The 23,970-nt window shown below is 50.1% G+C and carries 23 protein-coding genes and 1 tRNA gene; 16 read left to right on the forward strand and 8 right to left on the reverse strand.

The window, feature by feature from the left end; translation table 11 throughout:
- The first annotated feature begins 4 nt into the window (after positions 1–4).
- The gene (locus F608_RS0100885) at positions 5–664 is read left to right on the forward strand and encodes a hypothetical protein (protein ID WP_022663728.1); all 660 of its coding nucleotides are present in this window, start codon (positions 5–7) and stop codon (positions 662–664) included.
- A gap of 4 nt (positions 665–668) precedes the next feature.
- On the opposite strand, the gene F608_RS0100890 is transcribed toward F608_RS0100885, so the two are convergent.
- The 3 genes from F608_RS0100890 to trhA all read right to left on the reverse strand — a co-directional run bounded on the left by F608_RS0100890 (position 669) and on the right by trhA (position 3,933).
- Positions 669–2,498, reverse strand: a complete 1,830-nt coding sequence (locus F608_RS0100890) for a M48 family metallopeptidase (protein WP_022663729.1) — start codon at positions 2,496–2,498, stop codon at positions 669–671.
- Positions 2,499–2,539: 41 nt separating this feature from the next.
- Entirely contained in the window at positions 2,540–3,103 is a 564-nt protein-coding gene (locus tag F608_RS0100895) for an NUDIX hydrolase (protein ID WP_022663730.1), read from the reverse strand.
- A 167-nt stretch (positions 3,104–3,270) separates the two neighbouring features.
- Positions 3,271–3,933: a PAQR family membrane homeostasis protein TrhA gene (trhA, locus tag F608_RS0100900; protein WP_022663731.1), complete on the reverse strand. Its 663-nt coding sequence runs from the start codon at positions 3,931–3,933 to the stop codon at positions 3,271–3,273.
- Between the two features lie 279 nt (positions 3,934–4,212).
- Here trhA and F608_RS0100905 point away from each other — a divergent pair, with 279 nt between their 5' ends.
- From F608_RS0100905 to F608_RS0100970, 12 genes are all read left to right on the forward strand, one after another.
- Positions 4,213–5,196 carry an amino acid ABC transporter substrate-binding protein gene (locus F608_RS0100905; RefSeq protein ID WP_244154220.1) on the forward strand — a complete coding sequence of 328 codons (984 nt, stop codon included), beginning with the start codon at positions 4,213–4,215 and terminating at the stop codon, positions 5,194–5,196.
- Positions 5,197–5,267: 71 nt separating this feature from the next.
- Complete coding sequence (locus tag F608_RS0100910) at positions 5,268–6,446, forward strand: amino acid ABC transporter permease (protein WP_022663733.1); 1,179 nt, start codon at positions 5,268–5,270, stop codon at positions 6,444–6,446.
- Positions 6,447–6,451: 5 nt separating this feature from the next.
- A complete protein-coding gene (locus F608_RS0100915) occupies positions 6,452–7,558 on the forward strand; it encodes an amino acid ABC transporter permease (RefSeq protein ID WP_022663734.1) in 1,107 nt (368 codons plus the stop codon).
- 39 nt (positions 7,559–7,597) lie between these two features.
- Complete coding sequence (locus F608_RS0100920) at positions 7,598–8,371, forward strand: amino acid ABC transporter ATP-binding protein (RefSeq protein ID WP_022663735.1); 774 nt, start codon at positions 7,598–7,600, stop codon at positions 8,369–8,371.
- 462 nt (positions 8,372–8,833) lie between these two features.
- The gene (locus tag F608_RS0100930) at positions 8,834–9,760 is read left to right on the forward strand and encodes a M23 family metallopeptidase (protein WP_022663736.1); all 927 of its coding nucleotides are present in this window, start codon (positions 8,834–8,836) and stop codon (positions 9,758–9,760) included.
- A 277-nt stretch (positions 9,761–10,037) separates the two neighbouring features.
- On the forward strand, positions 10,038–12,560 hold the full coding sequence (gene secA / locus F608_RS0100940; protein WP_022663738.1) for a preprotein translocase subunit SecA: 2,523 nt from the start codon (positions 10,038–10,040) through the stop codon (positions 12,558–12,560).
- A 15-nt stretch (positions 12,561–12,575) separates the two neighbouring features.
- Complete coding sequence (clpS, locus tag F608_RS0100945) at positions 12,576–12,884, forward strand: ATP-dependent Clp protease adapter ClpS (RefSeq protein ID WP_022663739.1); 309 nt, start codon at positions 12,576–12,578, stop codon at positions 12,882–12,884.
- A 2-nt stretch (positions 12,885–12,886) separates the two neighbouring features.
- A complete protein-coding gene (clpA, locus tag F608_RS0100950) occupies positions 12,887–15,145 on the forward strand; it encodes an ATP-dependent Clp protease ATP-binding subunit ClpA (protein ID WP_022663740.1) in 2,259 nt (752 codons plus the stop codon).
- Entirely contained in the window at positions 15,146–15,877 is a 732-nt protein-coding gene (gene aat, locus F608_RS30305; protein ID WP_022663741.1) for a leucyl/phenylalanyl-tRNA--protein transferase, read from the forward strand. It abuts the gene before it with no gap.
- A gap of 116 nt (positions 15,878–15,993) precedes the next feature.
- Positions 15,994–16,389 carry an FxsA family protein gene (locus F608_RS0100960; RefSeq protein WP_022663742.1) on the forward strand — a complete coding sequence of 132 codons (396 nt, stop codon included), beginning with the start codon at positions 15,994–15,996 and terminating at the stop codon, positions 16,387–16,389.
- A gap of 44 nt (positions 16,390–16,433) precedes the next feature.
- Positions 16,434–16,967, forward strand: a complete 534-nt coding sequence (locus F608_RS0100965; protein WP_022663743.1) for a nitroreductase family protein — start codon at positions 16,434–16,436, stop codon at positions 16,965–16,967.
- A complete protein-coding gene (locus tag F608_RS0100970) occupies positions 16,968–17,834 on the forward strand; it encodes an HDOD domain-containing protein (RefSeq protein WP_022663744.1) in 867 nt (288 codons plus the stop codon).
- A 25-nt stretch (positions 17,835–17,859) separates the two neighbouring features.
- Here the strand turns inward: F608_RS0100970 and F608_RS0100975 are convergent, their stop codons facing one another.
- On the reverse strand, positions 17,860–18,846 hold the full coding sequence (locus tag F608_RS0100975; RefSeq protein WP_022663745.1) for an NAD-dependent epimerase/dehydratase family protein: 987 nt from the start codon (positions 18,844–18,846) through the stop codon (positions 17,860–17,862).
- A gap of 93 nt (positions 18,847–18,939) precedes the next feature.
- Between F608_RS0100975 and F608_RS0100980 the strand changes: the two genes are divergently transcribed.
- A tRNA-Gly gene (locus F608_RS0100980) sits at positions 18,940–19,014 on the forward strand.
- Between the two features lie 23 nt (positions 19,015–19,037).
- Here F608_RS0100980 and F608_RS0100985 read toward each other — a convergent pair.
- The gene (locus F608_RS0100985; RefSeq protein WP_022663746.1) at positions 19,038–20,006 is read right to left on the reverse strand and encodes an ornithine cyclodeaminase family protein; all 969 of its coding nucleotides are present in this window, start codon (positions 20,004–20,006) and stop codon (positions 19,038–19,040) included.
- Positions 20,007–20,150: 144 nt separating this feature from the next.
- Between F608_RS0100985 and F608_RS0100990 the strand changes: the two genes are divergently transcribed.
- Entirely contained in the window at positions 20,151–20,762 is a 612-nt protein-coding gene (locus tag F608_RS0100990) for a phosphoesterase (RefSeq protein ID WP_022663747.1), read from the forward strand.
- A gap of 61 nt (positions 20,763–20,823) precedes the next feature.
- On the opposite strand, the gene F608_RS0100995 is transcribed toward F608_RS0100990, so the two are convergent.
- Complete coding sequence (locus F608_RS0100995) at positions 20,824–21,090, reverse strand: Trp family transcriptional regulator (protein WP_022663748.1); 267 nt, start codon at positions 21,088–21,090, stop codon at positions 20,824–20,826.
- A 42-nt stretch (positions 21,091–21,132) separates the two neighbouring features.
- The gene (gene amrA / locus F608_RS0101000; protein WP_027362338.1) at positions 21,133–21,720 is read right to left on the reverse strand and encodes an AmmeMemoRadiSam system protein A; all 588 of its coding nucleotides are present in this window, start codon (positions 21,718–21,720) and stop codon (positions 21,133–21,135) included.
- 431 nt (positions 21,721–22,151) lie between these two features.
- Between amrA and F608_RS0101005 the strand changes: the two genes are divergently transcribed.
- Positions 22,152–22,439: a hypothetical protein gene (locus F608_RS0101005; RefSeq protein WP_153307427.1), complete on the forward strand. Its 288-nt coding sequence runs from the start codon at positions 22,152–22,154 to the stop codon at positions 22,437–22,439.
- 137 nt (positions 22,440–22,576) lie between these two features.
- Here F608_RS0101005 and ald read toward each other — a convergent pair whose 3' ends face one another.
- The gene (gene ald / locus F608_RS0101010) at positions 22,577–23,686 is read right to left on the reverse strand and encodes an alanine dehydrogenase (RefSeq protein ID WP_022663751.1); all 1,110 of its coding nucleotides are present in this window, start codon (positions 23,684–23,686) and stop codon (positions 22,577–22,579) included.
- Between the last annotated feature and the right edge of the window lie 284 nt (positions 23,687–23,970).

The raw sequence follows: 23,970 nt of genomic DNA on the forward strand, positions 1-23,970 counted from the left end.
CCTTTTGCCGGCCCTGCTCCTGGGCGGATGCGGGACAGATTCCCGGTTCCGGATCCAAAATCTGGCAAAGGCCGACATAGACGTGGTGGCGGACGTCCATATCAAGGAGGCCACCGCCCTATTGGAATCCCTCACCCGAAAGCTGTATAAGATGAACCCGGCCGAGCTGAAGAAAACCCCCGGGGCAAGCGTTGACGCCCAGGTCCGGAGGATATTCCAGTGCCCGCCCGGGGCGGAATCTTCAGAACTTGACCGGAAGGAGAGCATCGACGCCATCCTGCTTGGATTTGAACCGGACTACCCCGGGGACCGGATCTTTGCCATGATGTACGGCCTCTATACCATGATTTTCAAGTCCTATTCCGGCAGATGCGAACTCTATATGGTTGACTTTCTGGATGAGCAGAGCCTTTACAACAGCGCCCGGAATATTGAGATCTTTGTATGGCGGATTAAAAACAGGATCCTGCCCGACGGCAGACTGGTTCTGGAAACCAACCAAATCGACGGGCCTGTTAAGAACCTGAGCTTTGAACGCCTCTTTGGGAAACTTATCTCCCTCCAGGACACCATGGCCCTCATTGTCTCGTCCCAGTCCGGCCGGTTGATCACTAAGGTTGTCCATACGGCTGCCACCACGGCCTTTATCCCCATCGGGCTATAAAACGTCACATGGCTGCCTGGAGCCCCTCAAACCGCTCTACCTGCTCCTGATAATAGGATTTTTTCGAGTCGCTGATGGCAAGGGCCTCTTTGGCAGCCAGGATGGCTTCGTCAACCCGGTTGTTCACAAACAGAGCCTCTGCATAGGTATCCAGGATAAAGGCCTCTTTCTTGAGGGCCAACGCCCTGGACGCCAGGTCAAGGGCCTGTTCATAATTTCTGAATTTCCTGTCCGGACAGGTGGCCAGGAGCCAGGCAAGATTGTTCAATGCGTGGATATTTTCCCGGTCTATCCGGATTACATTTTCATAGGCTTCCACAGCCTTTTCATAGGCTTTTTTATCATAGTGGTAATCCCCCACAAATACGTAAAGATCTGAATTATCCGGATCTACTTTCAGCTCCTGGAACAGGACTTGCTGGGTGATAAACTGTGAAAATCCTTCCCTGGCAAACCCGTAATTGATGCTGTATCCGGCAAAGAAAACCAGGAACACCAGCCCAAGATATCCCAGGATCAGTTTTTTCACCCGGTTATGGTGAAGCCCCACCCGTTCAGGCTCAGTCTGGCACTTCTCCAGAAACCGGATCCTCTGACCGATGCTGAAGTGATGCCAATTGGGTTTATCCATGGACTGACCGCTTAAAAATGCGATTTTCTTAAAGGTTGAAATCATGGCTGATGCGTCGGGTTTGAATCTGTAGACGTGGATATCGGCCTGGCGTTCAAAGTTTCTCATAAAAAAACCGAAACCGAACCTGAAATAGAGGACAAAACAGAAAATCAGAAAAGCGGTGATCATCAAGGCATGGGCATTCCCCTTTTCCACCCCCAGTAAAGCAAATCCATCATACAGGGGGCCTGCCAAATAAAGAAGCAGCATAACCGGTTCAAAAAAGACAAAATTACAGGCAATAAATCCGGCAAAAAACATCAGATAAAATAGCATGTGATGCCTCTGGACATGTCCGATTTCGTGGAGGATCACAGATTCGATCTCTTCCTCTTCCAGGGAGTTGAGCAGGGCCGGAGTCACCAGGATGTATCTGAATCTGCCCACCAGGCCCATGACCCCGGCTGTGATCATGGTCCCTCCGAAAAGCTCCCATTTAAGGATGTCTGCATATTTGAGTCCGGCCTTTCGGCAGACTCTCTCGATGAGATCCCGTGAAAGCCCGGATTCCAGGGGAGAGCAGTTCCACAGCCTTTGGATCAACACCGGTCCGAACACGGACACGACGATCAGAAACACCAGAATATAGCCGATCTCCCCGGCCGTGGTATTCAGAGAATCCTTTACTGCCTGAAAGGGAAGAAACCGGATCATGTCTGCGAATAAAGAGAGACAGAACCAGGGCAGCAATGCGGGAAGGCAGAAGGATATATTGGAACGGATAAATTCCCTTTTGGTCACGCCTCCTGAAAAAAAGCCTCTTTGTACCCCGTAGGCCCAATTCCAGATCATCACGAGATAAAAAAGAAACAGCCCCAGAAAAAGAACCGCGGCCAGGGTGGGAATCGTTTTGAACAGGGACAGATCCAAGACAAGAAGATTCAACCTAAATACATAGATATTCAGGGCAAACATGGCCAGGGCGGTAATGGAGAGCCTGGACATGAGGATGTTGATGCGATGGTCCAGGCCGGCTGGGCCGATCCCGGCAGCCCTTTTTTCAAGACGCTGGAAAGAAAACCGGCAAACCAGGGCAAACGCCAGAACCAGGGCCAGGCTGTAGACCAGCCCCATGGGATTCACCCTGTCGGGCCCGTCAAAAAGTTCGGAAGAGGTGTAGATCACCAGGGCGATGAGAAAATATAAAAAATTTGAAAACAAAACAAGTCCTTATGGGTAAATTTCCCATTCTTCCTTATGAGTTATAATATTCCCTTTGACGCATAGGTATTCAAGATGATCCAGGTTTTCACATCAAACTTCAGGCCGGGCTCTTTTATCAGGCTTCCGGCTTCCTCCCTGGACAGCATCATTACCTCGATATCTTCAGAATCTTCATTGAACCTGGAACTCGGTGCGCCCTCGCATTCAGCATGGATCAGGCTTACCGATTCATCGGTCATTCCCGACGAAGAATATACCGGAGGGCTCTTCCCCAGGACCCGGGTCAGTTTCAGTCCGGTCTCTTCAAACAGCTCTCTTTTTCCGGCCTGGATAAGGTCCTCTCCCGGGTCCACCAGCCCTGCCGGGAACCCGTACTGATAACCGCCCAGGACCACCCGGAACTCCTTTATGACCACCAGCTTTTCTTCCCGGACATGGAAGGGCACCACCACCACTGCATCGGCTCTGTCCGGGTCCGGAGCAATCTTTTTTCGGGACGCATAAACCCAGGTTTTTTCCTGCTCCTTTCTGTCCCGGTATTCCATGGAGAAAAGATTTAAGTGTTTGAGATCGGTGATCTTTTCGACCCGGGTAATCCTCATTTTTACTCCTTTGACAAAGATATTCAATCAATCCTCATTCCAAGATAAGTATGGAAAAACAAATTGCCAGTCAATGAAATAAGAATCAAATGAATACATCGTAGGGATTTGATAATCCGGACAGTTAAAGCGAATAAGGCTTTCAGCTTTGGCCTTTTGACTTTTGGCTAAGCCACATACATGAGATACCGGAACGCCAGCCAGAAATGGCAGGCACTGCCCAGAAGAACGAACAGGTGCCAGATTTCATGGAACCCAAACAGGCCCCTGAAAAGATTTGGTTTTTTCAGGGCATAGACCAGGGCCCCCCCGGAGTAGAACAGGCCCCCTGCCGCCAGCCAGGCCAGGCCGCCGGGCTCAAGGGTCCGGACCAGGGGAAAAACGGCAATGACGCACAGCCATCCCATGGTGAGGTAGATCAGGGTGGAGATCCACCTGGGCACGTTCATGCAGCAGATCTTAAGGACGATACCGGCCAGGGCGATCCCCCATACGGTTCCGAAAAGGCTCCAGCCCCAGGGACCCCGCAAGGGGACCAGGCAGAGGGGAGTATAGGATCCGGCAATGACCATGAAAATCATGATATGGTCGATCCGGCGAAGGATCCCCAGGCCTTTATCGGAAATCCTCAGCCCATGATAGAGAAAACTTGCCGTATACATCAGGATCAGGCTAGACCCGAATATGGAAAAGGAGACGATATGCCAGGCATCGGCCCGGAAGGCCGCAAACACGATCATCAGGGTAAGGGCGGCCACTGACCCCAGGGCTCCTGCCATGTGGGTGATGGTGTTTACGGGCTCCCGGAAAATTTTTGAACATGCGCACATAAAAGGACTTAAGCCTGATTTGAAAAAATATTCAACGCTTTGATAAAAGTTTTACATTATTCTAACCAAATCCTGTTGTTGCATCTTCGGATCTGCAGGCGAAAACCCTTGCTTTATTTCCAGAAAGAGCTTGATAAATTTTCCTGTTGTGCTAATAGTGACAGAGGTTTTAAATATCATGTTATAAAAACAAACAATTCGTTGGAAGTACCGCAATCACTTAATTCAAGGAAATGGAGGGGATTACCTATGAAGTTGTTAAAAATTTCAGCAGTTTGCATGATTGTTCTTGCAATGTCAACTTTTGCCGTGGCAGGAACTCTGGAGGATGTCAAAGCCAAGGGATTTATCCAGGTCGGCGTAAACGGAAGCCTCTTCGGTTTTGGCAAGGCAGATGAAAAGGGTGTCTGGAAGGGCCTGGATGTGGACTGTGCCCGGGCGGTCTCCGCTGCCGTATTCGGAAGTCCGGATAAATTAAAATTCACCCCCTTGACCGCCAAGACCAGATTTACCGCCCTTCAGTCCGGCGAAATCGACGTTTTATTTAGAAACTGCACCCAGACCCTGAGCCGGGATACCGCCCTTGGTCTTGATTTTGCCCAGGTCAACTATTACGACGGCCAGGGATTTCTCATTCCCAAAAAACTAGGCGTCAAAAGCGCCAAGGAGCTGGACGGAGCCACCGTATGCGTTCTTCCCGGGACCACCACGGAACTCAACGTTGCCGATTACTTCAGGTCCAACGGAATGAAGATGAATCCGGTGGTCATTGAGAATACGGCAGAACTGGCCAAGGCCTTTTTCGCCGGCCGGTGCGACTGCCTGACCTCTGATGCGTCCCAGCTTGCCGGGACCCGGGCCGTGGCACCCAATCCCGGTGATTACATGATCCTTCCCGACATCATCTCAAAGGAGCCTCTGGCCCCTGCCGTCAGGCACGGAGACAACCAGTGGAAAGATATTGTCAACTACACGGTTCTGGCTCTGATCAATGCCGAAGAACTGGGCATTACCTCCAAAAATGTCGATCAAATGCTCAAGAGCGACAATCCAAAAATCAAAAGGTTTCTGGGCGTCACTCCCGGCAACGGCAAAGCCCTGGGCCTGGATGAAAAATTTGCATATAACATCATCAAAATGGTGGGCAATTACGGCGAGGTTTTCGAAAGAAACGTCGGCGTCAACACCCAGTTGGGCATAGAAAGAGGGCTCAACGCACTCTGGACCAATGGCGGACTGATGTACTCTCCCCCGTTCAAATAAATCCAACCCATGAAAAGAGCAGGGTGCAATCGGCTTTGCGCCCTGCTCTTTTCAATCTTTGAAATCATATAATGACCCAATCACCCCATACTTCCGAAACGATTTCCTTCTGGTATGATCCGGACAAGAGATCCCTGCTTTACCAGGTCGGAGCGGCCCTGTTCTTTGCATTTGTGGCATGGTATCTGATTTCCAATACCATGACCAACCTTGAAAAACAGTCCATTGCCACGGGATTCGGATTCCTGAACAATGAAGCCGCCTTTGAGATCGGGGAATCCCTGATCGAGTATTCTGCGGCGGACCGGTATGCCCGGGCCCTTGCCGTGGGCTTTTTAAATACTCTGATGGTATCCTTTATCGGGATCATCCTGACGGTGATTCTGGGGACTTTTATCGGGGTGGCAAGACTGTCAAAGAACTGGCTGATCAATAAGTGTGCGGCATTCTATATTGAGCTGTTCCAGGACATCCCGGTCCTGCTTCAGCTTTTTTTCTGGTATGCTTTTTTTTACGAGATGCTCCCCTCGCCCAGACAAGCCGTAAGCCCTTTTCGCGGTCTGTTTCTGTGCAATCGGGGACTTATCTTCGGCATCCCCGAGGCCCATCCTGTATACAAGTATGTTGCCGCTGCCCTGATGGTCGCCCTTGTTCTGATTTTTCTGCTCAAAAAATGGGCCCAAAAAAGACAATACTCCACGGGCAAGCCATTTCCAGTTTTCTGGACCTCGGTGGCCCTGCTTCTGGGACTGCCCCTGGCCTGCTGGGTGATCGGCGGCGCCCCCACAGAAATGGACCTCCCTGTTTTAAAAGGGTTTAATTTTAAAGGGGGAATCTCGGTCAGTCCTGAGTTCACTGCCCTGCTCCTGGGCCTTGTCCTGTATACAGCCGCCTTTGTGGCCGAGGTGGTCCGTGCCGGCATTCAGTCCGTATCCAAGGGTCAGACCGAGGCGGCAATGGCCATCGGGCTGAGACCCGGACAGGTGCTGAACCTGATCATTCTTCCCCAGGCTCTCCGGGTGATTATTCCGCCCCTGACCAGTCAGATGCTGAATCTGACGAAAAACAGCTCCCTGGCCGTGGCCATCGGGTACCCGGACTTCGTTTCCGTGGCAGGAACAGCCATCAACCAGACCGGACAGGCCATTGAGGGGGTTTTATTAATCATGATCGTATATCTCATCTTCAGTTTATCCACTTCCGCCTTCATGAACTGGTACAATAAAAAAATGGCCCTGGTGGAAAGATAACGGATATGGAACAGGATCTTATGGGCACGGAAACCGGAAAAAAGGGCAAAGAAACCGTCAAGCCCCCCATTGCCAGTGTGGGGGTTCTGGGATGGATGAAACAAAACCTGTTCAGCTCCCCCTTAAACACGGCTTTAACCCTTGTCATTGGCTCTGGCCTGTGGTTTACAATGATTCCCTTTATCAAATGGGCCTTTCTGGACGCCTGCTGGCATCCGGACGCCAACTGCAGGGAGGCCACGGGCGCGTGCTGGTCCATTATCACAAGCAACTACAAGATCATCCTGTTCGGGTTCTATCCCCAGCATATTCTCTGGCGTCCTGTAAGCGCCATCGCCTTATTGATCTCCCTCCTCTTTATCAGCCGGAACCGGAAATATTGGAATGCCTATCTTGGGTATGCCTGGATTATCTCTCTTTTTGTGATGGGTATCCTGCTCAGGGGGGGGATTTTCGGCCTGGAGCATGTCGAAATTGAAACCTGGGGCGGACTGATCCTGACGCTGCTGCTCTCGGTTTTCGGCCTGACCGCAGCCTATCCCCTGGGCGTGATCCTGGCCCTGGGACGGCAGTCCAAAATGCCCGTAATCAAAACCTTTAGCGTGTTTTACATTGAATTAATCCGGGGGGTTCCCCTGATCAGTCTATTGTTCATGTCTTCGGTTGTCTTTCCCCTGTTTCTTCCCGAAGGGGTCACCATAAATGGGATTTTGCGGGCCCAGGTGGCCATCATCATCTTTACCGCCGCCTATATTGCCGAAGTGGTCCGGGGGGGGCTCCAGGGGATGAACAAGGGGCAGTTTGAAGCGGCTGACTCCATCGGCCTAAATTACTCCCAGACCATGAGACTGATCATTTTACCCCAGGCATTAAAAATTGTAATTCCGCCTTCTGTCAGCATTCTGATATCGGCTTTTAAGGACACCTCCCTGGTTGTCATTATCGGATTATACGATTTACTGAAAACTACCCAGACCACATTGTCCGAACCCAAATGGATGGGATTTTCAGCAGAGGCCTACCTTTTTATTGCCCTGATCTACTTTTTGTGCTGTTTTTTCATGTCCAACTACAGCCGGAAACTGGAAAGGGAACTGGATACCGGGTTATGAATATTGTAAATAAACCAAAATTTTTTTGAGCGACGAGTTATGAACCAGGAAAAAACCAATACCGTAGATGTTTCGAACCAGGAAACCATCATTAAAATCTCCAACATGCATAAGTGGTACGGGGATTTCCACGTTTTAAACGACATTAACCTGGAGGTTAAAAAAAGCGAAAGAATTGTGGTCTGCGGCCCGTCCGGTTCGGGGAAATCCACGCTCATCCGATGTATCAACAGGCTTGAAGAGCATCAAAAAGGACAGATCATCGTTGACGGAATCGAGCTGACAAAGGATTTGAAAAATATTGAAAAGGTCCGGTCCGAAGTGGGAATGGTTTTCCAGCACTTTAATCTGTTTCCCCATCTCACCATTGTTGAGAACCTTACCATAGGCCCCATCTGGGTCAGAAAGGTGCCCAAGAAAGAGGCCGAAGAAACCGCCATGTATTACCTTGAAAAGGTACAGATTGCGGAACAGGCACAAAAATTCCCCGGTCAACTTTCCGGGGGGCAGCAGCAGAGGGTGGCCATTGCCAGGAGTCTCTGCATGAAACCCAATATTATGCTCTTTGACGAACCCACATCTGCCCTGGATCCGGAAATGGTAAAAGAGGTGCTGGAGGTCATGATCAATCTGGCCCGGGACGGGATGACCATGATCGTGGTTACCCATGAAATGGGGTTTGCCAAAAGCGTTGCCCACAGGGTCCTTTTCATGGACGAAGGGGAGATCATCGAAGGAAACGAACCCCAGGCATTTTTTAACAACCCCCAGAGCGAACGGACAAAACTCTTCTTAAGCCAGATTCTTCATTAGCCCCTGCCGATCCGGGAGCCCTTTCCCGGGAGTGCGGCTGTTCTCCTTGACAGGAAAAATTATGAAAAACGGACAGGGTTGTCAATTTCATGACATCCTGCGGCAGAAGTATCCCCAAATTTTGCCGTTGGGTCTGTTGTTTTAACCGTTTCAATGATGATGCAAAAAAAATATGACGAAATATCCACAGCATATGGTGAGCGGTCAACACAGGCCTGGACAGCTTATTTTTCATTCAAAAGTAAATTCCGGCCCTACTCCTGCCGATGGTTCTTATATTCCTGTGGAACAGTTTTTGCTGTTGTTTTGCTATTGTGTAAAGTATGTTTACCCCATTGTCCAAGACTTTGCTTTTAAATCTTGGGCCCGGCCCGGAAAAGGCTTTAATGATAGACTTTACCTGCGGAATCAGGTAAGATTATGCTTGACATAAACTCAATATATAACTAAAGAGAAAGGACAATGAGCAAACGGATCAAAATATGGTTTCATTCAGGCACCAGCTCGGATATCAAAGAGATTTCCCTTCCTGCATATCTTTTATGGTTTTTAAGCCTCATTGTCCTGGGTTGTCTCCCCATGCTTTCATGGGTGGGATATGATTATTACCAGCTAAAAGGCGCGGCTTACGACAATGCATCCCTTGCCGAAAATCTCGAGGCCAGGGAAGCGGAGATTCAAAGCCAGCGCATGCAGATTCAGAGTTTCGCCAAAAGCATTGACTCCCTTAAAAACCAGGTGACGGTCCTGTCCGAACTGGAAGACAGGGTCAGACTCATCGCCGACATCCAGAAGAAAGGGGACCAGAGCGGTCTCATCGGTATCGGCGGCATCCCCCTCAACGACCTGGATCCGGATCTTCCTCTGGAGGCAAAGCACAACAGCCTCCTGCGGGAAATGCACACCCAGGTCAACCAGACCATCCTTGCGGCAAAGCATCAGAAAACAGACTTCAACAGCCTGATTTCCCAGCTTGAAAAGAAAAAGAACCTTTTGGCGTCTACCCCTTCCATCCGGCCGGTTGACGGCTGGATCACCTCTAAATTTGGATACAGAAAATCCCCGTTTACAGGCCAGCGCTCCTTTCACTCCGGACTGGACATTGCCAATAAAACAGGAACCAAGATCATCTCCACGGCAAACGGAAGAGTCTCCTACGCAGGCCGGAAAATGTACATCGGCAACCTGGTCATCCTTGACCACGGGTACGGCAAAACGACCAAATACGGACATTTGAAGAAGATTCTGGTCAAGCCGGGGCAAAGAGTGAAACGGGGCGAGGTGATCGCTCTTTTGGGAAACACCGGCCAGAGCACCGGCCCCCATGTCCACTACGAAGTCATCATCAACGGCCTTCCGGTTAACCCCTTAAAATATATCCTGAATTAGTTTCCCCAATCCTTATTTAAGGCATTTCCTTCTTTTGGATGATATTGCTGAATCCTTTTTCAACGGTGGTTGGGTACCGTCAGCGCCGGCTGGTTTGCCCCTGAAATCCATCTCTGTTTTATTAAATTTAAATTTTATGTTTTCATTTCTCCAATTAATGCTTATATGTTTTACAGCAAAAAAAAACCGTACCCGGACAATGCCGAACACCGGACAAATAGATTAAACAGGGAGCAGCCGGGACAGATAAAATAGAAAGGTCAGGTAAACTCTTAATATGGTACTCAAATTCTTCACAAAGGTATTCGGCTCAAACAATGATCGGATCCTGAAAAGCCTCCAGCCTCTTATTGATCAGATAAACAGCTTTGAACCTCAAATGCAGGCCCTGTCCGATGATGAAATGGCGGGTAAAACCTATGAGTTCAAGGGTCGCCTGGAACATGGGGAAACCCTGGAGGATCTTCTGCCCGAGGCCTTTGCCCTGGTCAGGGAAGCCTCTGTTCGGACCCTGGACATGCGCCACTTTGATGTCCAGCTCATCGGAGGCATCGCCCTTCACCGGGGGACCATTGCCGAGATGAAGACCGGTGAGGGAAAAACCCTGATGTCCACCCTGCCCGCCTATCTGAACGCCCTGTCCGGAAAAGGGGTTCACATCGTCACCGTCAATGACTATCTGGCCAAACGCGACTCCGAGTGGATGGCAAAGCTCTATAATTTTCTGGGGCTTTCCGTGGGGGTCGTCCTCCATGATATCACGGACCAGGAACGGAAAACCGCCTATGGGTCGGACATCACCTACGGAACCAACAATGAGTTCGGGTTTGACTATCTCAGGGACAACATGAAATTCGAAAGCGAATCCCTGGCCCAGGGATTTCTGAACTTTGCCATTGTGGATGAGGTGGACTCCATTCTCATTGACGAGGCCAGAACTCCCCTGATCATCTCGGGCCCTGCTGAAAAATCAACCCACTTCTACACCCAGGTCAACGCCGTCATGCCGGCATTTAAAAAGGAAACCGACTATACCCTGGACGAAGAGTCCAAAAGCGTTTCCCTGACCGAAGAGGGAATTGCCAAGGGAGAGAAACTGCTCCAGATCGACAACCTCTATGACCCTTCCAACATTGAAATCCTTCACCATCTGAATCAGGCCCTAAAGGCCCATACCCTGTTCAAGAAGGACACCGATTATATCGTCAAAAACAACCAGGTGGTCATTGTCGATGAATTCACGGGCCGCCTCATGACCGGCCGGAGATACAGCGAAGGCCTGCACCAGGCCCTGGAAGCAAAGGAAAACGTCAAGATCGAAAACGAGAATCAGACCCTGGCCTCCATCACCTTCCAGAACTACTTCAGGATGTATGACAAGCTTTCCGGCATGACCGGTACGGCGGAGACCGAAGCGCCTGAATTCAAAAAGATCTATGACCTTGACGTCCTGGTTATCCCCACCCACAAGCCCATGGTCCGCAAGGACTTTCCCGATCTGATCTATAAAACCCAGAAAGAGAAATACGACGCCGCCATAACGGAGATCATCCAGCTTCATAAAAAAGGCCAGCCCGTCTTGGTGGGCACCATCTCCATTGACGTATCCGAGGACCTGAGCAATAAGCTTAAGAAAAAAGGCGTTCGTCACAACGTTCTCAATGCCAAACACCACAAGGCAGAGGCGGAGATCGTGGCCAATGCCGGTCAGAAAGGGGCGGTTACCATTTCCACCAACATGGCCGGCCGGGGCACGGATATCAAACTGGGGGAAGGGGTAAAGGAATTGGGCGGCCTCCACATCCTGGGCACCTCCCGCCATGAGTCCAGGCGCATCGACAATCAGCTCAGGGGCCGGTCCGGCCGTCAGGGAGACCCGGGTTCCTCAAGGTTCTACCTTTCCCTGGAAGATGACCTCCTCAGAATCTTCGGCGGGGACCGGATCCATGCGGTCATGGACAAACTGGGCATCGAGGAAGGGGAGCACATTGAACACACCTTCATCTCCAAGGCCATTGAAAACGCCCAGTCTAAGGTGGAAGGTCATAACTTTGAGATCCGAAAACATCTCCTGGAATATGATGATGTCATGAACCAGCAAAGGGAGGTCATCTACCGCCAGCGGCGCCAGGCTTTGGAAGAAACCGATCTGAAATCCGTTGTGCTTGAAATGATTGAAGACAAGGCCTATGACCTGGTGGATGAATTTTCCCAGGATAAAACCCCGATCAAAGAATGGAATCTGGAGGGCCTTAGGACGGCTGTCAAGTCCCTGTTCGGTTTTGATCCGGATCTTGAGACCGCGGTCCAGCGAAACGATTCCCCGGAACAACTCTCTGAAAATCTGTATGAAACGGCCAGAGAGATGTACAATAAAAAGATGGCTCTTATCGGAGACGAGCAGGCCAGACAGCTGGAACGCTTTATCATCCTTCAGACCGTTGATACAAGGTGGAAGGAACACCTGCTTTCCATGGACCATTTAAAGGAAGGCATCGGGCTCCGGGGATATGCCCAGCAGGATCCTCTGCGGATCTATAAAAAAGAAGGGTTTGAGATGTTCCAGGGTCTCATGGACCGGATCAAGGAAGAAGTGGTGGACATCTTATTTAAGATCCAGATCTCCACCCCTTCCCAGGTGGATGAGATGAAAAAGAACGAGCAGGAGGACCTGACCTTTTCCCATTCCGACGGCAGCAGTGTAAAGCAACCCGTGAAAAGGTCCTCCCAGAAGATTAAAAGAAATGATCCCTGTCCCTGCGGCAGCGGTAAAAAATATAAAAAGTGCTGCATGTCCTAACATCCGGAGCAGAACATGGCATCAACCGATTCAAAAACCAAAACACTTATATCGTCAAAATCGAGGAACCAGCTTCCTCCCATGTATAAGGTTATCCTTCATAATGACGATTATACTACCATGGAATTTGTTGTTGAAATTCTAATCACTGTTTTTGGAAAATCACTTGAAAAAGCAACCCAAATAATGCTTAATGTACATAATAGGGGAAAGGCAGTTTGCGGCATCTACCCACGAGAAATCGCAGAGACCAAAGTTGAAACCGTACACAATCTGGCCAGCAGCAAAGGATTTCCCTTAAAAAGCACAATGGAAAAGGAGTAGGTATGATTAGCAAAGAACTCAGTACAGCCCTTGGTTTTGCCGTACGTGAGGCAAAAAAAAGAAGGCATGAATATGTATGTGTGGAACACGTTCTTTATGCGATCCTTAACCATGAAACCGGTTCGGAAACCATTGAAAAATGTGGCGGAAGCCCGGAACAGATAAAAGAGGAACTGGAAAAATTCTTTGATGAAAAGCTGACGAGAATCGATTCTAAGGATGAGTACGTGCTTCAGCAGACCATCGGTTTCCAGCGCATGATACAAAGGGCCATCAACCACGCCCGGTCGGCGGAGAAGAGCGAGGTCAACCTGGGAGACATCCTGGCATCCATCTTCCAGGAAAAAGACTCCCATGCTGCGTTTTACCTTGAATCCGAAGGTATCACCCGCCTGGATGTCCTAAAGCAGCTCTCCCATTCCGAAGAGATCGAAAAGAAATCCAGACCTGATCCTGACCCGTCCAAGAAGATGTTCAAAATGGATGACAGAAAAACCAAGCGCCAAAAGAAAAGAGACCCCCTGGAAAGCTTTACCACGGACCTGCTGCAAAAGGCCAAGGACAATAAAATCGACCCCCTCATCGGCCGGGACAATGAGACGGACAGGGTAATGCAGATATTGTGCAGGCGAAGGAAAAACAATCCCATTCTGGTGGGGGACCCCGGGGTGGGAAAAACCGCCATTGCCGAGGGCCTGGCCCTTAAGATCAACGATGACCAGGTGCCGGATCTGCTGGCCGGTTGTGAACTTTTTTCCCTTGATATGGGGACACTTCTGGCCGGGACCAAATACCGGGGAGATTTTGAACAGAGGCTCAAGGATGTGATCAATGCCCTGGAGCAGAAAGAGAACGCCCTGCTCATCATTGACGAAATTCACACGGTTGTGGGGGCCGGGGCCACCACCAGCGGTTCCATGGATGCCTCCAATATTCTCAAACCGGCACTCTCCTCCGGGGATATCAAATGCATCGGCACCACCACCTACGAAGAGTATAAAAACCACTTTGAAAAGGACCGGGCATTTTCAAGACGGTTTGAAAAGATTGAAGTTTCAGAGCCCAGCGTGGATGAAACCGCCCTGATTCTCAAAGGACTTCGGCCCTACTATGAGGAACACCACGGACTCAAATATACGGACAAGACCATTGAGGCGGCCGCCTATCTTTCGGACAAGTATATCAATGACCGCTTCCTTCCGGACAAGGCCATTGACGTTATCGATGAAACCGGGGCCTACCTGAGGCTCAAGGCCGCAGGCACCCGGAAAAATGTCAGCCCCAAGGACATAGAAAAAATTGTGGCAAAGATCGCCAAGGTTCCGGTGACCAGTGTGACCTCTACGGACAAGGCCAACCTGGAATCCCTTCCGGAGAAGCTGGGCCGGGTCATATACGGCCAGGATGACGCAATCTCCACCCTGACCACGGCCATTAAACGGTCCAGGGCAGGCCTTGCCGCACCGGACCGGCCCATTGGATCCTTTTTGTTCTCCGGCCCCACAGGGGTGGGAAAGACCGAAGTGGCCAAGCAGTTGGCCGCCCACATGGGAATTGAGTTCCTGCGGTTCGACATGAGCGAGTACATGGAGAAACATGCGGTTTCCAGGCTCATCGGCGCCCCTCCCGGGTATGTGGGATTTGACCAGGGCGGAATCCTTACGGACAACATCCGGAAACACCCCCACTCGGTCCTGCTTCTGGACGAAATTGAAAAGGCCCACATGGATCTTTTCAATATCCTGCTCCAGGTCATGGATTATGCCACCCTCACCGATAATAACGGCAAGTCCGCCGACTTCAGGAACGTGGTCATCATCATGACCTCCAATGCCGGGGCCAGGGAGATGGATGCAAACAGCATCGGATTCGGATCCCAGACAGCCTCCCTGGACGGCAAAGGCCTCAAGGCGGTTGAAAAAACCTTCAGTCCGGAATTCCGGAACCGGCTTGACGGGATTGTTCAGTTCAATCCCCTCACCAGAGAGGTGATGGAGATGATCGTGGACAAGAACATGAAAGAGCTGAAAACCATGCTCAAGACCAAAAATATATCCCTGAGCTACTCGGCCAATGCCAGGTCTTTTCTGGCCAAAGAGGGGTATGATCCCAAATTCGGCGCCCGTCCCCTGGCCAGAATCATCCAGACAAGGATTAAGGATAGGCTCACCGATGAAATCCTTTTCGGCAGACTTGAAAAAGGAGGCAGACTTTCCATTGGCCTGAAAAATGACCAGCTGACCTTTAATTTTAAAAGCTGAATGCCTATTTTCAGACTTTCAGAACAGATTGATTTCCCGCCGGCCCGGCTTTCAAGATCCGACGGCCTGCTGTGTATCGGTGGGGACCTTGCGCCCGAGAGACTGGTCCTTGCCTATAAAAGGGGAATTTTCCCCTGGTTTTCGGAAAACGAACCCATTTTATGGTGGTCTCCGGATCCCAGGCTGGTGCTTTTCCCCCAGGATATCAAAATTTCCCGGAGCCTGAGAAAGACCATCAATAAAAATTGTTTTCAGATCACCGTGGACAATGACTTTGAATCCACCATCCGGTTCTGCGCCCGTCCCAGAAGACAGGAGAACGAGGGAACCTGGCTGGTTCGGGAGATGATCCAAGCCTATATCCGGCTTCACCGTCTGGGAATTGCCCACTCTGTGGAGGCCTGGTCCCGGGACAGGCTGGTCGGGGGACTCTACGGCATCCACCTTGGAAAGGCCTTTTTCGGCGAATCCATGTTCAGCCTGGAAAATGACGCATCTAAAGTGGCCCTGGTGGCTCTTGCCAACCATCTGAGAATCCATGGATTTCACTTTATCGACTGCCAGGTCACCTCGGAGCATCTGATCAATATGGGGGGAGTCGAGATTTCCCGGCATGCCTTTCTCAACCTCTTAAGCAAGTCCGTACGGGAAGAGGCAGATCCCGAACTCTGGAACCCCCATGTTTTTCTTGATCCCATCCCCCTTGAAAAAAATCCGGAATCCATCCGATAAAAAACCGATACGCCCCTGAAAAGACCAGCCGGACAGCCGGGAAAGCCGATTTACCTTGACAAACCCTGATTCATCATCATAATTTCCTAATACAAAAACTCTTTGGGGAGAAGGTTATGCTGTTCAGGCTTTTTTTATGTTTCACGATCATACCCGTGGTCGAACTCTACCTTCTAATCAAGGTGGGAAGTGTCATCGGCGGCTTCAACACCATCCTTCTGGTGATCTTCACCGGATTTGCAGGGGCATGGCTGGCCCGCATGGAAGGCATGAACACCATGATAAAGGTCAGGATGAACCTTCAGAACAATATCATGCCTGCAGAAGAACTCATCGACGCCCTGATTATATTTATTGCCGGCCTGGTTCTCATTACTCCCGGCCTGATCACGGATGCATTCGGACTTTTTCTGCTCTGGCCCGTGACAAGGAACCGCTTCAAGACCTTCTTAAGAAAAAAATTCAATGAGATGAGAGACCGGGGAACCATTGATATCAACCGATTTCACTGATACAAAACAACGCCCAAATACGCAGGATAGGGAAAGGAAAACCTATGTTTTTTGATTTGATAAAGACCAGAAGAAGCATCCGCAGGTTCAAGGACAAACCCGTTGAAAAGGAAAAAATAGACCGGCTCATGGAGGCAGCCTTACGCTCCCCCTCTTCAAGAAGCTTTAATCCCTGGCGCTTCATCGTGGTGGACAGGCCGGACCTACTTGAAACCCTTTCCAGGGCAAAGCCCCACGGGGCCTCCTTTTTAAAATCCGCCCCCCTGGGCATTGTTGTCTGCGGCGATGCCTCTGCCAGTGATGTCTGGGTGGAAGACTGCTCCATCGCCTCCATGTTCATCCATCTGGCGGCCCATTCCCTGGAACTGGGCTCCTGCTGGATCCAGATCCGGAAACGAGACCATGATCAGACAAAAAATGCAGACGCCTTTATCAAGGAAACCTTGAAAATTCCCGATCATATTATGATCGAATCAATTATTGCGGTGGGATATCCCGATGAGGTTAAAAAGGGGCATGGAAAGGATTCCCTCCACCATGACAAAATTAGTTACAATACATTTTCTTCAAAAGAATAAATGGACGTAAAAACCAAAATCCTGGGAATGATTCAAAAGAGGGACAGTGTTATTCCCTCACTTCCGATTGTGATAGACAAAATCATCAGTGCGGCCTCCAGTGAAAAGACTACCACCGAAGATCTGGCCGATCTCATCTCCCATGACCAAGGAATGACCACCAAACTTTTGAAGCTTTCCAACTCCATCTATTATGCGCAGAAAACCCGGGTGGCCACCATAAAGAGGGCCATCTCCGTAATCGGGTTTGACGAGATCATCGGTATTGCCACGGGCATGGGAATCCTCTCATCCTTTTCAGACAAATCCGGAATGAGTCTGGATATGAAAGCCCTTTGGATCCATGCCATCGGAGTGGCGACCACATCAAAGGCCCTGGCCATGAGAACCAACCCCGCCATTGCCAATAAGATCTTCATCCCCGGACTTCTCCACGATATGGGTAAAATCATCTTTTCCATTTATTTTAAGAAAGAGTATATGCAGGTCAGGCAGGCTGCCATAGAGAACAAAAGAACCCTTTACCACACGGAGAATGAGATCCTTAAACTGGACCATGCCGTTTTATCCGCTCTGCTCATGAAACGGTGGCAGTTTCCCCAGTCCATCATGATCCCCTGCCGGTTCCACCACAGCCCTGAATCATGCCCGGTGCAGTACCGGCATCAGGCCCTGATCATCAACCTGGCCAATTACCTGACCCAGAAGGCCGGAATCGGTCACAGCGGCAATCCGGTTCCGGTAACCATAAAAAACGTCTCCAAAAAAATCGGGATCGCTGAAAATATTCTCAGATTAACCATTGATCAACTGAAAAGAAAAGAAGAAGATATCAAGGACTTTTTCAAGATCACCACCGAAGCCTGACTGCCGATCCTGCCCCGCCAGAATTTCAGCCCCCTTGCATCCATAGTTTAAGCCTGGCCAGTCCCTCCCGGGTGGAGACTTGGGGCCGGTATCCCAGATCTTTTTTGGCCCTGGAAATATTGAACCAGTGAGAGGTTGCCAGTTCCCGGGCCGCGAACCGGGTCATGGGGGGATCCTTTTTAATTCGGAATATCGTGTACAGAATCTCAAAAATCCATCCGGCTGCATAGGCTGTCCGGGCGGAGACATGGCCCTTTATGGGGGGAAGCCCGGCAGCATCCAGGAAAGCGTTGGCCATCTCCCATTTGGAGACAGGCTCGTCCTGGCTGATAAAGTAGACGTTTCCGGAAAGGGATGGATCATCCATGAGGGCATCTGCCGCCAGAATATGGGCCTGGGCCGCATTATCCACATAGATGGTATCCACCAGGTCATCTTTTCTCCCGATTGTCTTCAACCGCCCGGCCCGGCTGACGATTCCAGGGACAAGATGATTGTCTTCGGGTCCCCAGATGAGATGGGGGCGCAGGATGATCACCGGCTGACCGTCACGGGCGGCCTGGATCACCTTTCTTTCGGCAATGGCCTTGGTCTCGGGATAGGGAGCCAGGTACCTGTCCGGATAGGGAACAGACTCGTCCACGTTTTCCATTTCCGACTCGTCAAAAACCACACTGGGGGAACTGGTGTGGACCAGACATCGGACCCGGTTCTTCCTGGATGCGGTCAGCACATTCTGGGTCCCCATGACATTGGCCCGGTAAAAGTCGTCATAGGCACCCCATATCCCGGGTTTGGCAGCCACATGAAAGACGGTGTCCACCCCCTTGAAGGCGGAAATCACAGCTGCCGGATCAGCCAGATCTCCCCGGATCTGTCTGACCCCCATTTCCTCAAGGGCGGGGTAGGCCTGGCGGGAAAAAGAAGTGATCCTGACATCCCTTTTAAGCAATTCCCGGACAATGGCCTTTCCCAGAAAACCGCCTCCCCCCGTTACCATTACATTTTTCATGCTGATTTCCTCAATCCTTCATACAGACAGATCTGCAACAAAACCGCTTGACAAAAATCGGTTTTTACTATAGAAAAGATCCGGTTTTGCTGAGCGGGAATAACTCAGTGGTAGAGTGCGACCTTGCCAAGGTCGAAGTCGCGGGTTCAAATCCCGTTTCCCGCTCCACTTCCTCTCCCCCGATTTTCAAATTACCATGACAGGTCCTGGCCGATACTTTCCTTTACGGCAAAATCATAGACTGCCGAGGCAACTGCCAGGTCAAACAGGGCCATGCCGACGGATTTGAAAAAATAGGTCTTTCCCTCCCTGGGGACAGGATTCTTCATCAAAGATGCAAATTCTTCAATTTTTTCTTTTCCGATAATCCCTCCTTTCAAAGGAATGCAGATATCACCGGATTCCTGGGCCGCAAAGGGAGTATCCACGTAAACGGTATCGGCGGCGAGAATAACAGGGTCTGGGAATTCCTTCATATCCGGCCGGAAGGATCCGATGGATACGAAGGTCTTTGACCTTGTCAGGTCTGAAACCCTGTCCGCTGGAATTTCAAACAGAGGATTCTTGGTGGTTGTGGCCGCTATGATAATCTGGGATTCCCTGACCAGTTCCAGAGGATCCCGGGCGATTTTGAATTCAAGATCCGGGAATTCAGATTCCAGGTCTTTAACCATTTTCTGGGAAGCCTCGGGAAAGAGGTCATGGACCCAGAGGGTTGTTACCGGCCGGTTAAGCAAGAGGTACCTGGCCTGGCTTCGGCCCTGGACCCCTGCCCCGAAAATGCCTGCCGTGGCAGCCTTGTCCGGAGCAAGGCAGTCCACACCCAAACCGCCGACAGCCCCGGTTCTCTCCGCTGTGACCGCCGCCCCGTCCATAAAGGCCAGGGGCTGGCCCGTAAGATTGTCACACAGTACCAGAACCCCGTTCACCGCCGGCAGACCGTGTTTCCCTGCTTCGGGAAATACCGACACCAGCTTGGTGGCAAAATATTTTTCTGAAAAACAGGGCATTAAAAGCAGCATATTTTCATTGTCTGCCACATGCATCCTGTCCGGCATGTTAAAGGCCTTGTCCAGAACAAGGTGGTAGGCGTGCCTGACCGCTTCCTGGATCATTGACCGGTCAATTTGACTTATACTTTCTTTGTTCAGATACAGCATGGTGCTCCTTAAGATTTGTGTTTTTCATTTCCCCATACCACAGGCCAATCAGGGAAAGCAAGAATGGAGTATTTATCCTTTCTTTGAAAGGCCTATTATGATAATTAAGCCGGGTCATTGTTCACTATAATGTAAGGATTTCTTTTGGCTTCAGAAAAAGTTTTATGTATTCCCAGAAACCGGCTGCCCAGGACATGGGTTGAGAAGAAAAGTGTTGCCCCTTCAGGGTTCAAGAAATTTATTGACCAGTGCACCCAGGCTGGATTTGATTTCATTGCCCGGTCCAAGGCGGAAAAGGACAATTCCCTGAAACAGATCATTCCCTATATTGTCATCCAGACCTCGGACCTTGGCCAGACCGCGGTCTACAACCGCCAGGGAAGTGAGGAACGGCTCCATGACCTTTGGTCCCTGGGGATCGGTGGCCATATCAACCCCGTGGACAATTCCTCCCGGATCGACTCTTTTCAGGACATTTTAGAGGCCGGCATGATCCGGGAACTGACGGAAGAGCTTGAAAAAAGGCCGAACCGGGATATCCCTCAGTTCTCAGGCATTATCAATGAAGAACTCACCGATGTGGGCAGTGTTCACCTGGGCGCCGTATTCAGGATACTCACCCGGGAACCCCAAGCGTACACCCCCGGCCCTGAGCTTTTTGATTTCAAATGGGTGGATACCTCTTCGCTGAAAGAACTCAATATGGAACTCTGGTCTGAACTGGCCCTGGAGCTCTTTGATCTTTCCCAAAAATAATCTTCGTCTTGTATTCAAAGCCCGGAACTCCGGGCAGAGGCCATGGCTATAGAAGATTATTTTACTCCCCGGCATCCAGGACCTTGAGAACCACGGAACCCTTTTGCTTAAGGACCTTTGATCCCCGGGTGATCTTGCACAGACTGATCCCGTATTTTTCCGAAATCTTCCTCTGGGTCATGCCCTGGTGAAGATCCTTGAGCAGCTTCCACCTCAGCGAGATATCGTCCAGTTCCGCCGGAGTAAAGATATCCCTAAAAAACCGGTTCAGTTCATCTAAATCTTTTATGGATGAAATCACCCTCAGTAATTCCCGGTCAATGGCCATGTCTATACCTGTATTTCTAAATTATTTATAATTGCACTGTTTTCAGGATCTTTTTGACTCTTCAAAACTCTCCACCTGATACACGTATACCTCAAGCTCCCCTTTTTTCCATTCATCGCCCTTCAACCCGGCCTTGACACATAGATGGCTCAAGAAATCATCCGGATCGTCTAGCTGTTCCCAGACCTGGGGAAGAAAGGTCGCCCTCTGGTGCCCCTTTTTGAGAATGACCCCGTCCACATTGGGGGTCAGTTTTGAAACCAGGTCCCGGGCTTCCCTGTACCTGACCCTCTCCGGGTCCGTTAGAATGCTCACCTCGATATCAATTTCATCCAGTTCTTCCGGGGTAAGGGGGGAAAACCGGGTATCCCGGAAGGCGGCATGTTCCGAATTCTCCCGGATGCCTTCCCTGACGCTTTTTACCGGTTCGATATTCCCGATACACCCCCTGAGATTCCCTTTTTTATGCAGTGTAACAAACACCCCTCTTTTCTCTTCCATAAGAACCGGGGAAAGATGGGCTATTTTTTCATCGGGCAATTCCCCTGCCCTGCCCAGTTTGGCCGCAATGGATGACCTGGCAAATTTGAGAAGAGCCTCCCGGTGTGTTTTTGAGTATTGTTTTCCCATAACCTGTTCCGTCTTTTTTCTGTTCCTGCCTCTTGTCCCCGGATTTGCCCGCCCAAAAAACAAAAGGTTCGGTGCCGCAATTTCCGGGACAGGCCTAAATTTTCCCAAAGGCAGAGTAGCATTGGTTTGGCCGAGAAAAAAGGAATTTTTAAAATTCCCATGGAACAAAGATTTAAATTATTCATGACAAAATCATTAAAATATGGAGAATTTTAAAGAAAACGAGCGAAATTATTAAAGCAACCTTAATTAAAAATCGTGGAACCACTCATTTTAAAAGAAATGCCAAACAGCAAGATTTTTGAACGGTTTTTAATCCGGATTGACTAGACTATTGATCTCGAATACCATAGATCAACTAAATACTGCCTCTGACAATCGCCTAACAGACTTGTTGAAATTGACGAAATCAAAGACCTTATATTATGAAAATGCTTGATCAAAAACTTATTCACAAACTCATGGAAAACGGAGTGGAAGCCTCATTGATTCCCGGGTTCATACGGAGTCTGGCCAATGCATTTCTGATCAATCCCGATATGTCCCATACCCAGGCAAACAAAAGGTTGCAATACCTGGGGTGGCCCGATATTGAGATCGATTACCACACCTTTCAGCTTGCCGTAACTTCCTTTGAAACCAAGGGACTTAACCAGTTGATGTACAAATCCGCCCCCTGGTATCTCAGCAGTTTCAGGGCACATATCCCCATTCAATAGTCCTGGCAAAGGCAAACCCATCCAAAAACAAAGCCCGGTGAATTCACCGGGCTTTGCTGATTTGGCCCGGGGCCGGCAATCAGTGCCAGGTCCCCAAAATCTATTTATTTGCCCCAGACCATCTGGAGAATCCCCTTCTAAAACAGGCTGTCCAGCCGGGTGTATTCCATACCGAAGGCGTCTGCCACGGGTTTGCACACCAGCTTCTCCCCGACAAAATTAACTCCCCTGGCAAATCCCGGATCATCCTGGACCGTTTTCCAGCCGTTATCGGCGATCTTCAACGCATAGGGAAGGGTTGCATTGGTCAGGGCAATGGTGGATGTCAGGGGCACGGCTCCCGGCATGTTGGCAACGCAATAATGAATGACCCCGTCAACCTCATAGATGGGGTCACCATGGGTGGTGGGCTTTGAAGTTTCAAAGCATCCTCCCTGATCAATGGCCACATCCACGATAACGGAACCTTTTTTCATGGTCGTCAGCATCTCTTTTGTGATCAGCTTGGGAGTTTTGGCTCCGGCCACCAAAACGGCACCAACTACCATGTCGGCCGTTTGAACTAGCTCCCTTACCAATGCAGGGGATGACATGAGCGGGGTGCAGTTGGCCGGCATGATTTCAGACAGATACCGGAGTCGTTCGATATCCATGTCCAGCATGGTCACATTGGCCCCCATTCCGCAGGCAACCTGGGCCGCATGGATTCCCACGACACCTCCGCCGATGATCAGGACATTGGCATTGGGCGTGCCCGTAACCCCGCCCAGAAGAAGCCCCCTGCCCCCAAAGGTTCTTTCAAGGTATTTTGCCCCCTGCTGGGTGGCCAGCCGGCCGGCCACCTCGCTCATGGGCGCCAGAAGGGGAAGCCCCCCGTTTCCGTCCTCTATGGTTTCATAGGCGATACCAATGGAACCGGTCTTGAGCAGAGCATCGGTCAGGTCCCTGTCTGCAGCCAGGTGGAGATAGGTAAAAACAATCTGACCCTTTCTGATCAGACCGTACTCGGAGGGCTGGGGCTCTTTGACATGCATCACCATTTCAGAGTTGTCATAGACCTCCTTGGGGGTGTCCAGAATGACGGCCCCGGCCTGGACATACATCTCGTCGCTGAATCCGGATCCTTGGCCTGCGTTCTTTTCAACGTAGATGGTATGGCCCTTGGATTTCATCAGGTCCACGCCGGAAGGGGTCATGCACACACGATTTTCCTGGGGTTTGATTTCCTTGAGTATTCCTACAATCATTTTTGCTTTCCTCCATACTTGGGTTGATAACCATATTGATGATAACATCGGTTATAATTAGCAAATAGCTTGCCACTTTTTAAAAAAAATACAGAGTCTGCTATTTTTTATTAACCCATTGATATCAAAGATTTTTTTTAACACAAGATCCAGATATTTCCGATCAAAGGTGGACGCCTGCCCCAAAAGATGGAAACAAAACGAACCACACCAAGACCCTTTTGTGGGAGGAAGAGAAAAGAACGCAACCAGAGAAGCAGAAATGAAATTGGAAACTTTTCCAA

Source organism: Desulfospira joergensenii DSM 10085 (assembly GCF_000420085.1).
Classification (GTDB): domain Bacteria; phylum Desulfobacterota; class Desulfobacteria; order Desulfobacterales; family Desulfobacteraceae; genus Desulfospira; species Desulfospira joergensenii.

Excerpts from the sequence above, each read along its gene's own strand:
- F608_RS0100920 (WP_022663735.1), top strand. The coding sequence starts at position 7,598 with ATGAACCAGGAAAAAACCAATACCGTAGATGTTTCGAACCAGGAAACC.
- F608_RS0100985 (WP_022663746.1), bottom strand. The coding sequence starts at position 20,006 with ATGCTGTATCTGAACAAAGAAAGTATAAGTCAAATTGACCGGTCAATG.
- amrA (WP_027362338.1), bottom strand. The coding sequence starts at position 21,720 with ATGGGAAAACAATACTCAAAAACACACCGGGAGGCTCTTCTCAAATTT.
- clpS (WP_022663739.1), top strand. The coding sequence starts at position 12,576 with ATGGCATCAACCGATTCAAAAACCAAAACACTTATATCGTCAAAATCG.
- F608_RS0100895 (WP_022663730.1), bottom strand. The coding sequence starts at position 3,103 with ATGAGGATTACCCGGGTCGAAAAGATCACCGATCTCAAACACTTAAAT.
- F608_RS0100930 (WP_022663736.1), top strand. The coding sequence starts at position 8,834 with ATGAGCAAACGGATCAAAATATGGTTTCATTCAGGCACCAGCTCGGAT.
- F608_RS0100965 (WP_022663743.1), top strand. The coding sequence starts at position 16,434 with ATGTTTTTTGATTTGATAAAGACCAGAAGAAGCATCCGCAGGTTCAAG.
- secA (WP_022663738.1), top strand. The coding sequence starts at position 10,038 with ATGGTACTCAAATTCTTCACAAAGGTATTCGGCTCAAACAATGATCGG.
- F608_RS0100910 (WP_022663733.1), top strand. The coding sequence starts at position 5,268 with ATGACCCAATCACCCCATACTTCCGAAACGATTTCCTTCTGGTATGAT.
- clpA (WP_022663740.1), top strand. The coding sequence starts at position 12,887 with ATGATTAGCAAAGAACTCAGTACAGCCCTTGGTTTTGCCGTACGTGAG.
- ald (WP_022663751.1), bottom strand. The coding sequence starts at position 23,686 with ATGATTGTAGGAATACTCAAGGAAATCAAACCCCAGGAAAATCGTGTG.
- trhA (WP_022663731.1), bottom strand. The coding sequence starts at position 3,933 with ATGTGCGCATGTTCAAAAATTTTCCGGGAGCCCGTAAACACCATCACC.
- F608_RS0100915 (WP_022663734.1), top strand. The coding sequence starts at position 6,452 with ATGGAACAGGATCTTATGGGCACGGAAACCGGAAAAAAGGGCAAAGAA.
- aat (WP_022663741.1), top strand. The coding sequence starts at position 15,146 with ATGCCTATTTTCAGACTTTCAGAACAGATTGATTTCCCGCCGGCCCGG.
- F608_RS0100970 (WP_022663744.1), top strand. The coding sequence starts at position 16,968 with ATGGACGTAAAAACCAAAATCCTGGGAATGATTCAAAAGAGGGACAGT.
- F608_RS0100960 (WP_022663742.1), top strand. The coding sequence starts at position 15,994 with ATGCTGTTCAGGCTTTTTTTATGTTTCACGATCATACCCGTGGTCGAA.
- F608_RS0100905 (WP_244154220.1), top strand. The coding sequence starts at position 4,213 with ATGATTGTTCTTGCAATGTCAACTTTTGCCGTGGCAGGAACTCTGGAG.
- F608_RS0100995 (WP_022663748.1), bottom strand. The coding sequence starts at position 21,090 with ATGGCCATTGACCGGGAATTACTGAGGGTGATTTCATCCATAAAAGAT.
- F608_RS0100975 (WP_022663745.1), bottom strand. The coding sequence starts at position 18,846 with ATGAAAAATGTAATGGTAACGGGGGGAGGCGGTTTTCTGGGAAAGGCC.
- F608_RS0101005 (WP_153307427.1), top strand. The coding sequence starts at position 22,152 with ATGCTTGATCAAAAACTTATTCACAAACTCATGGAAAACGGAGTGGAA.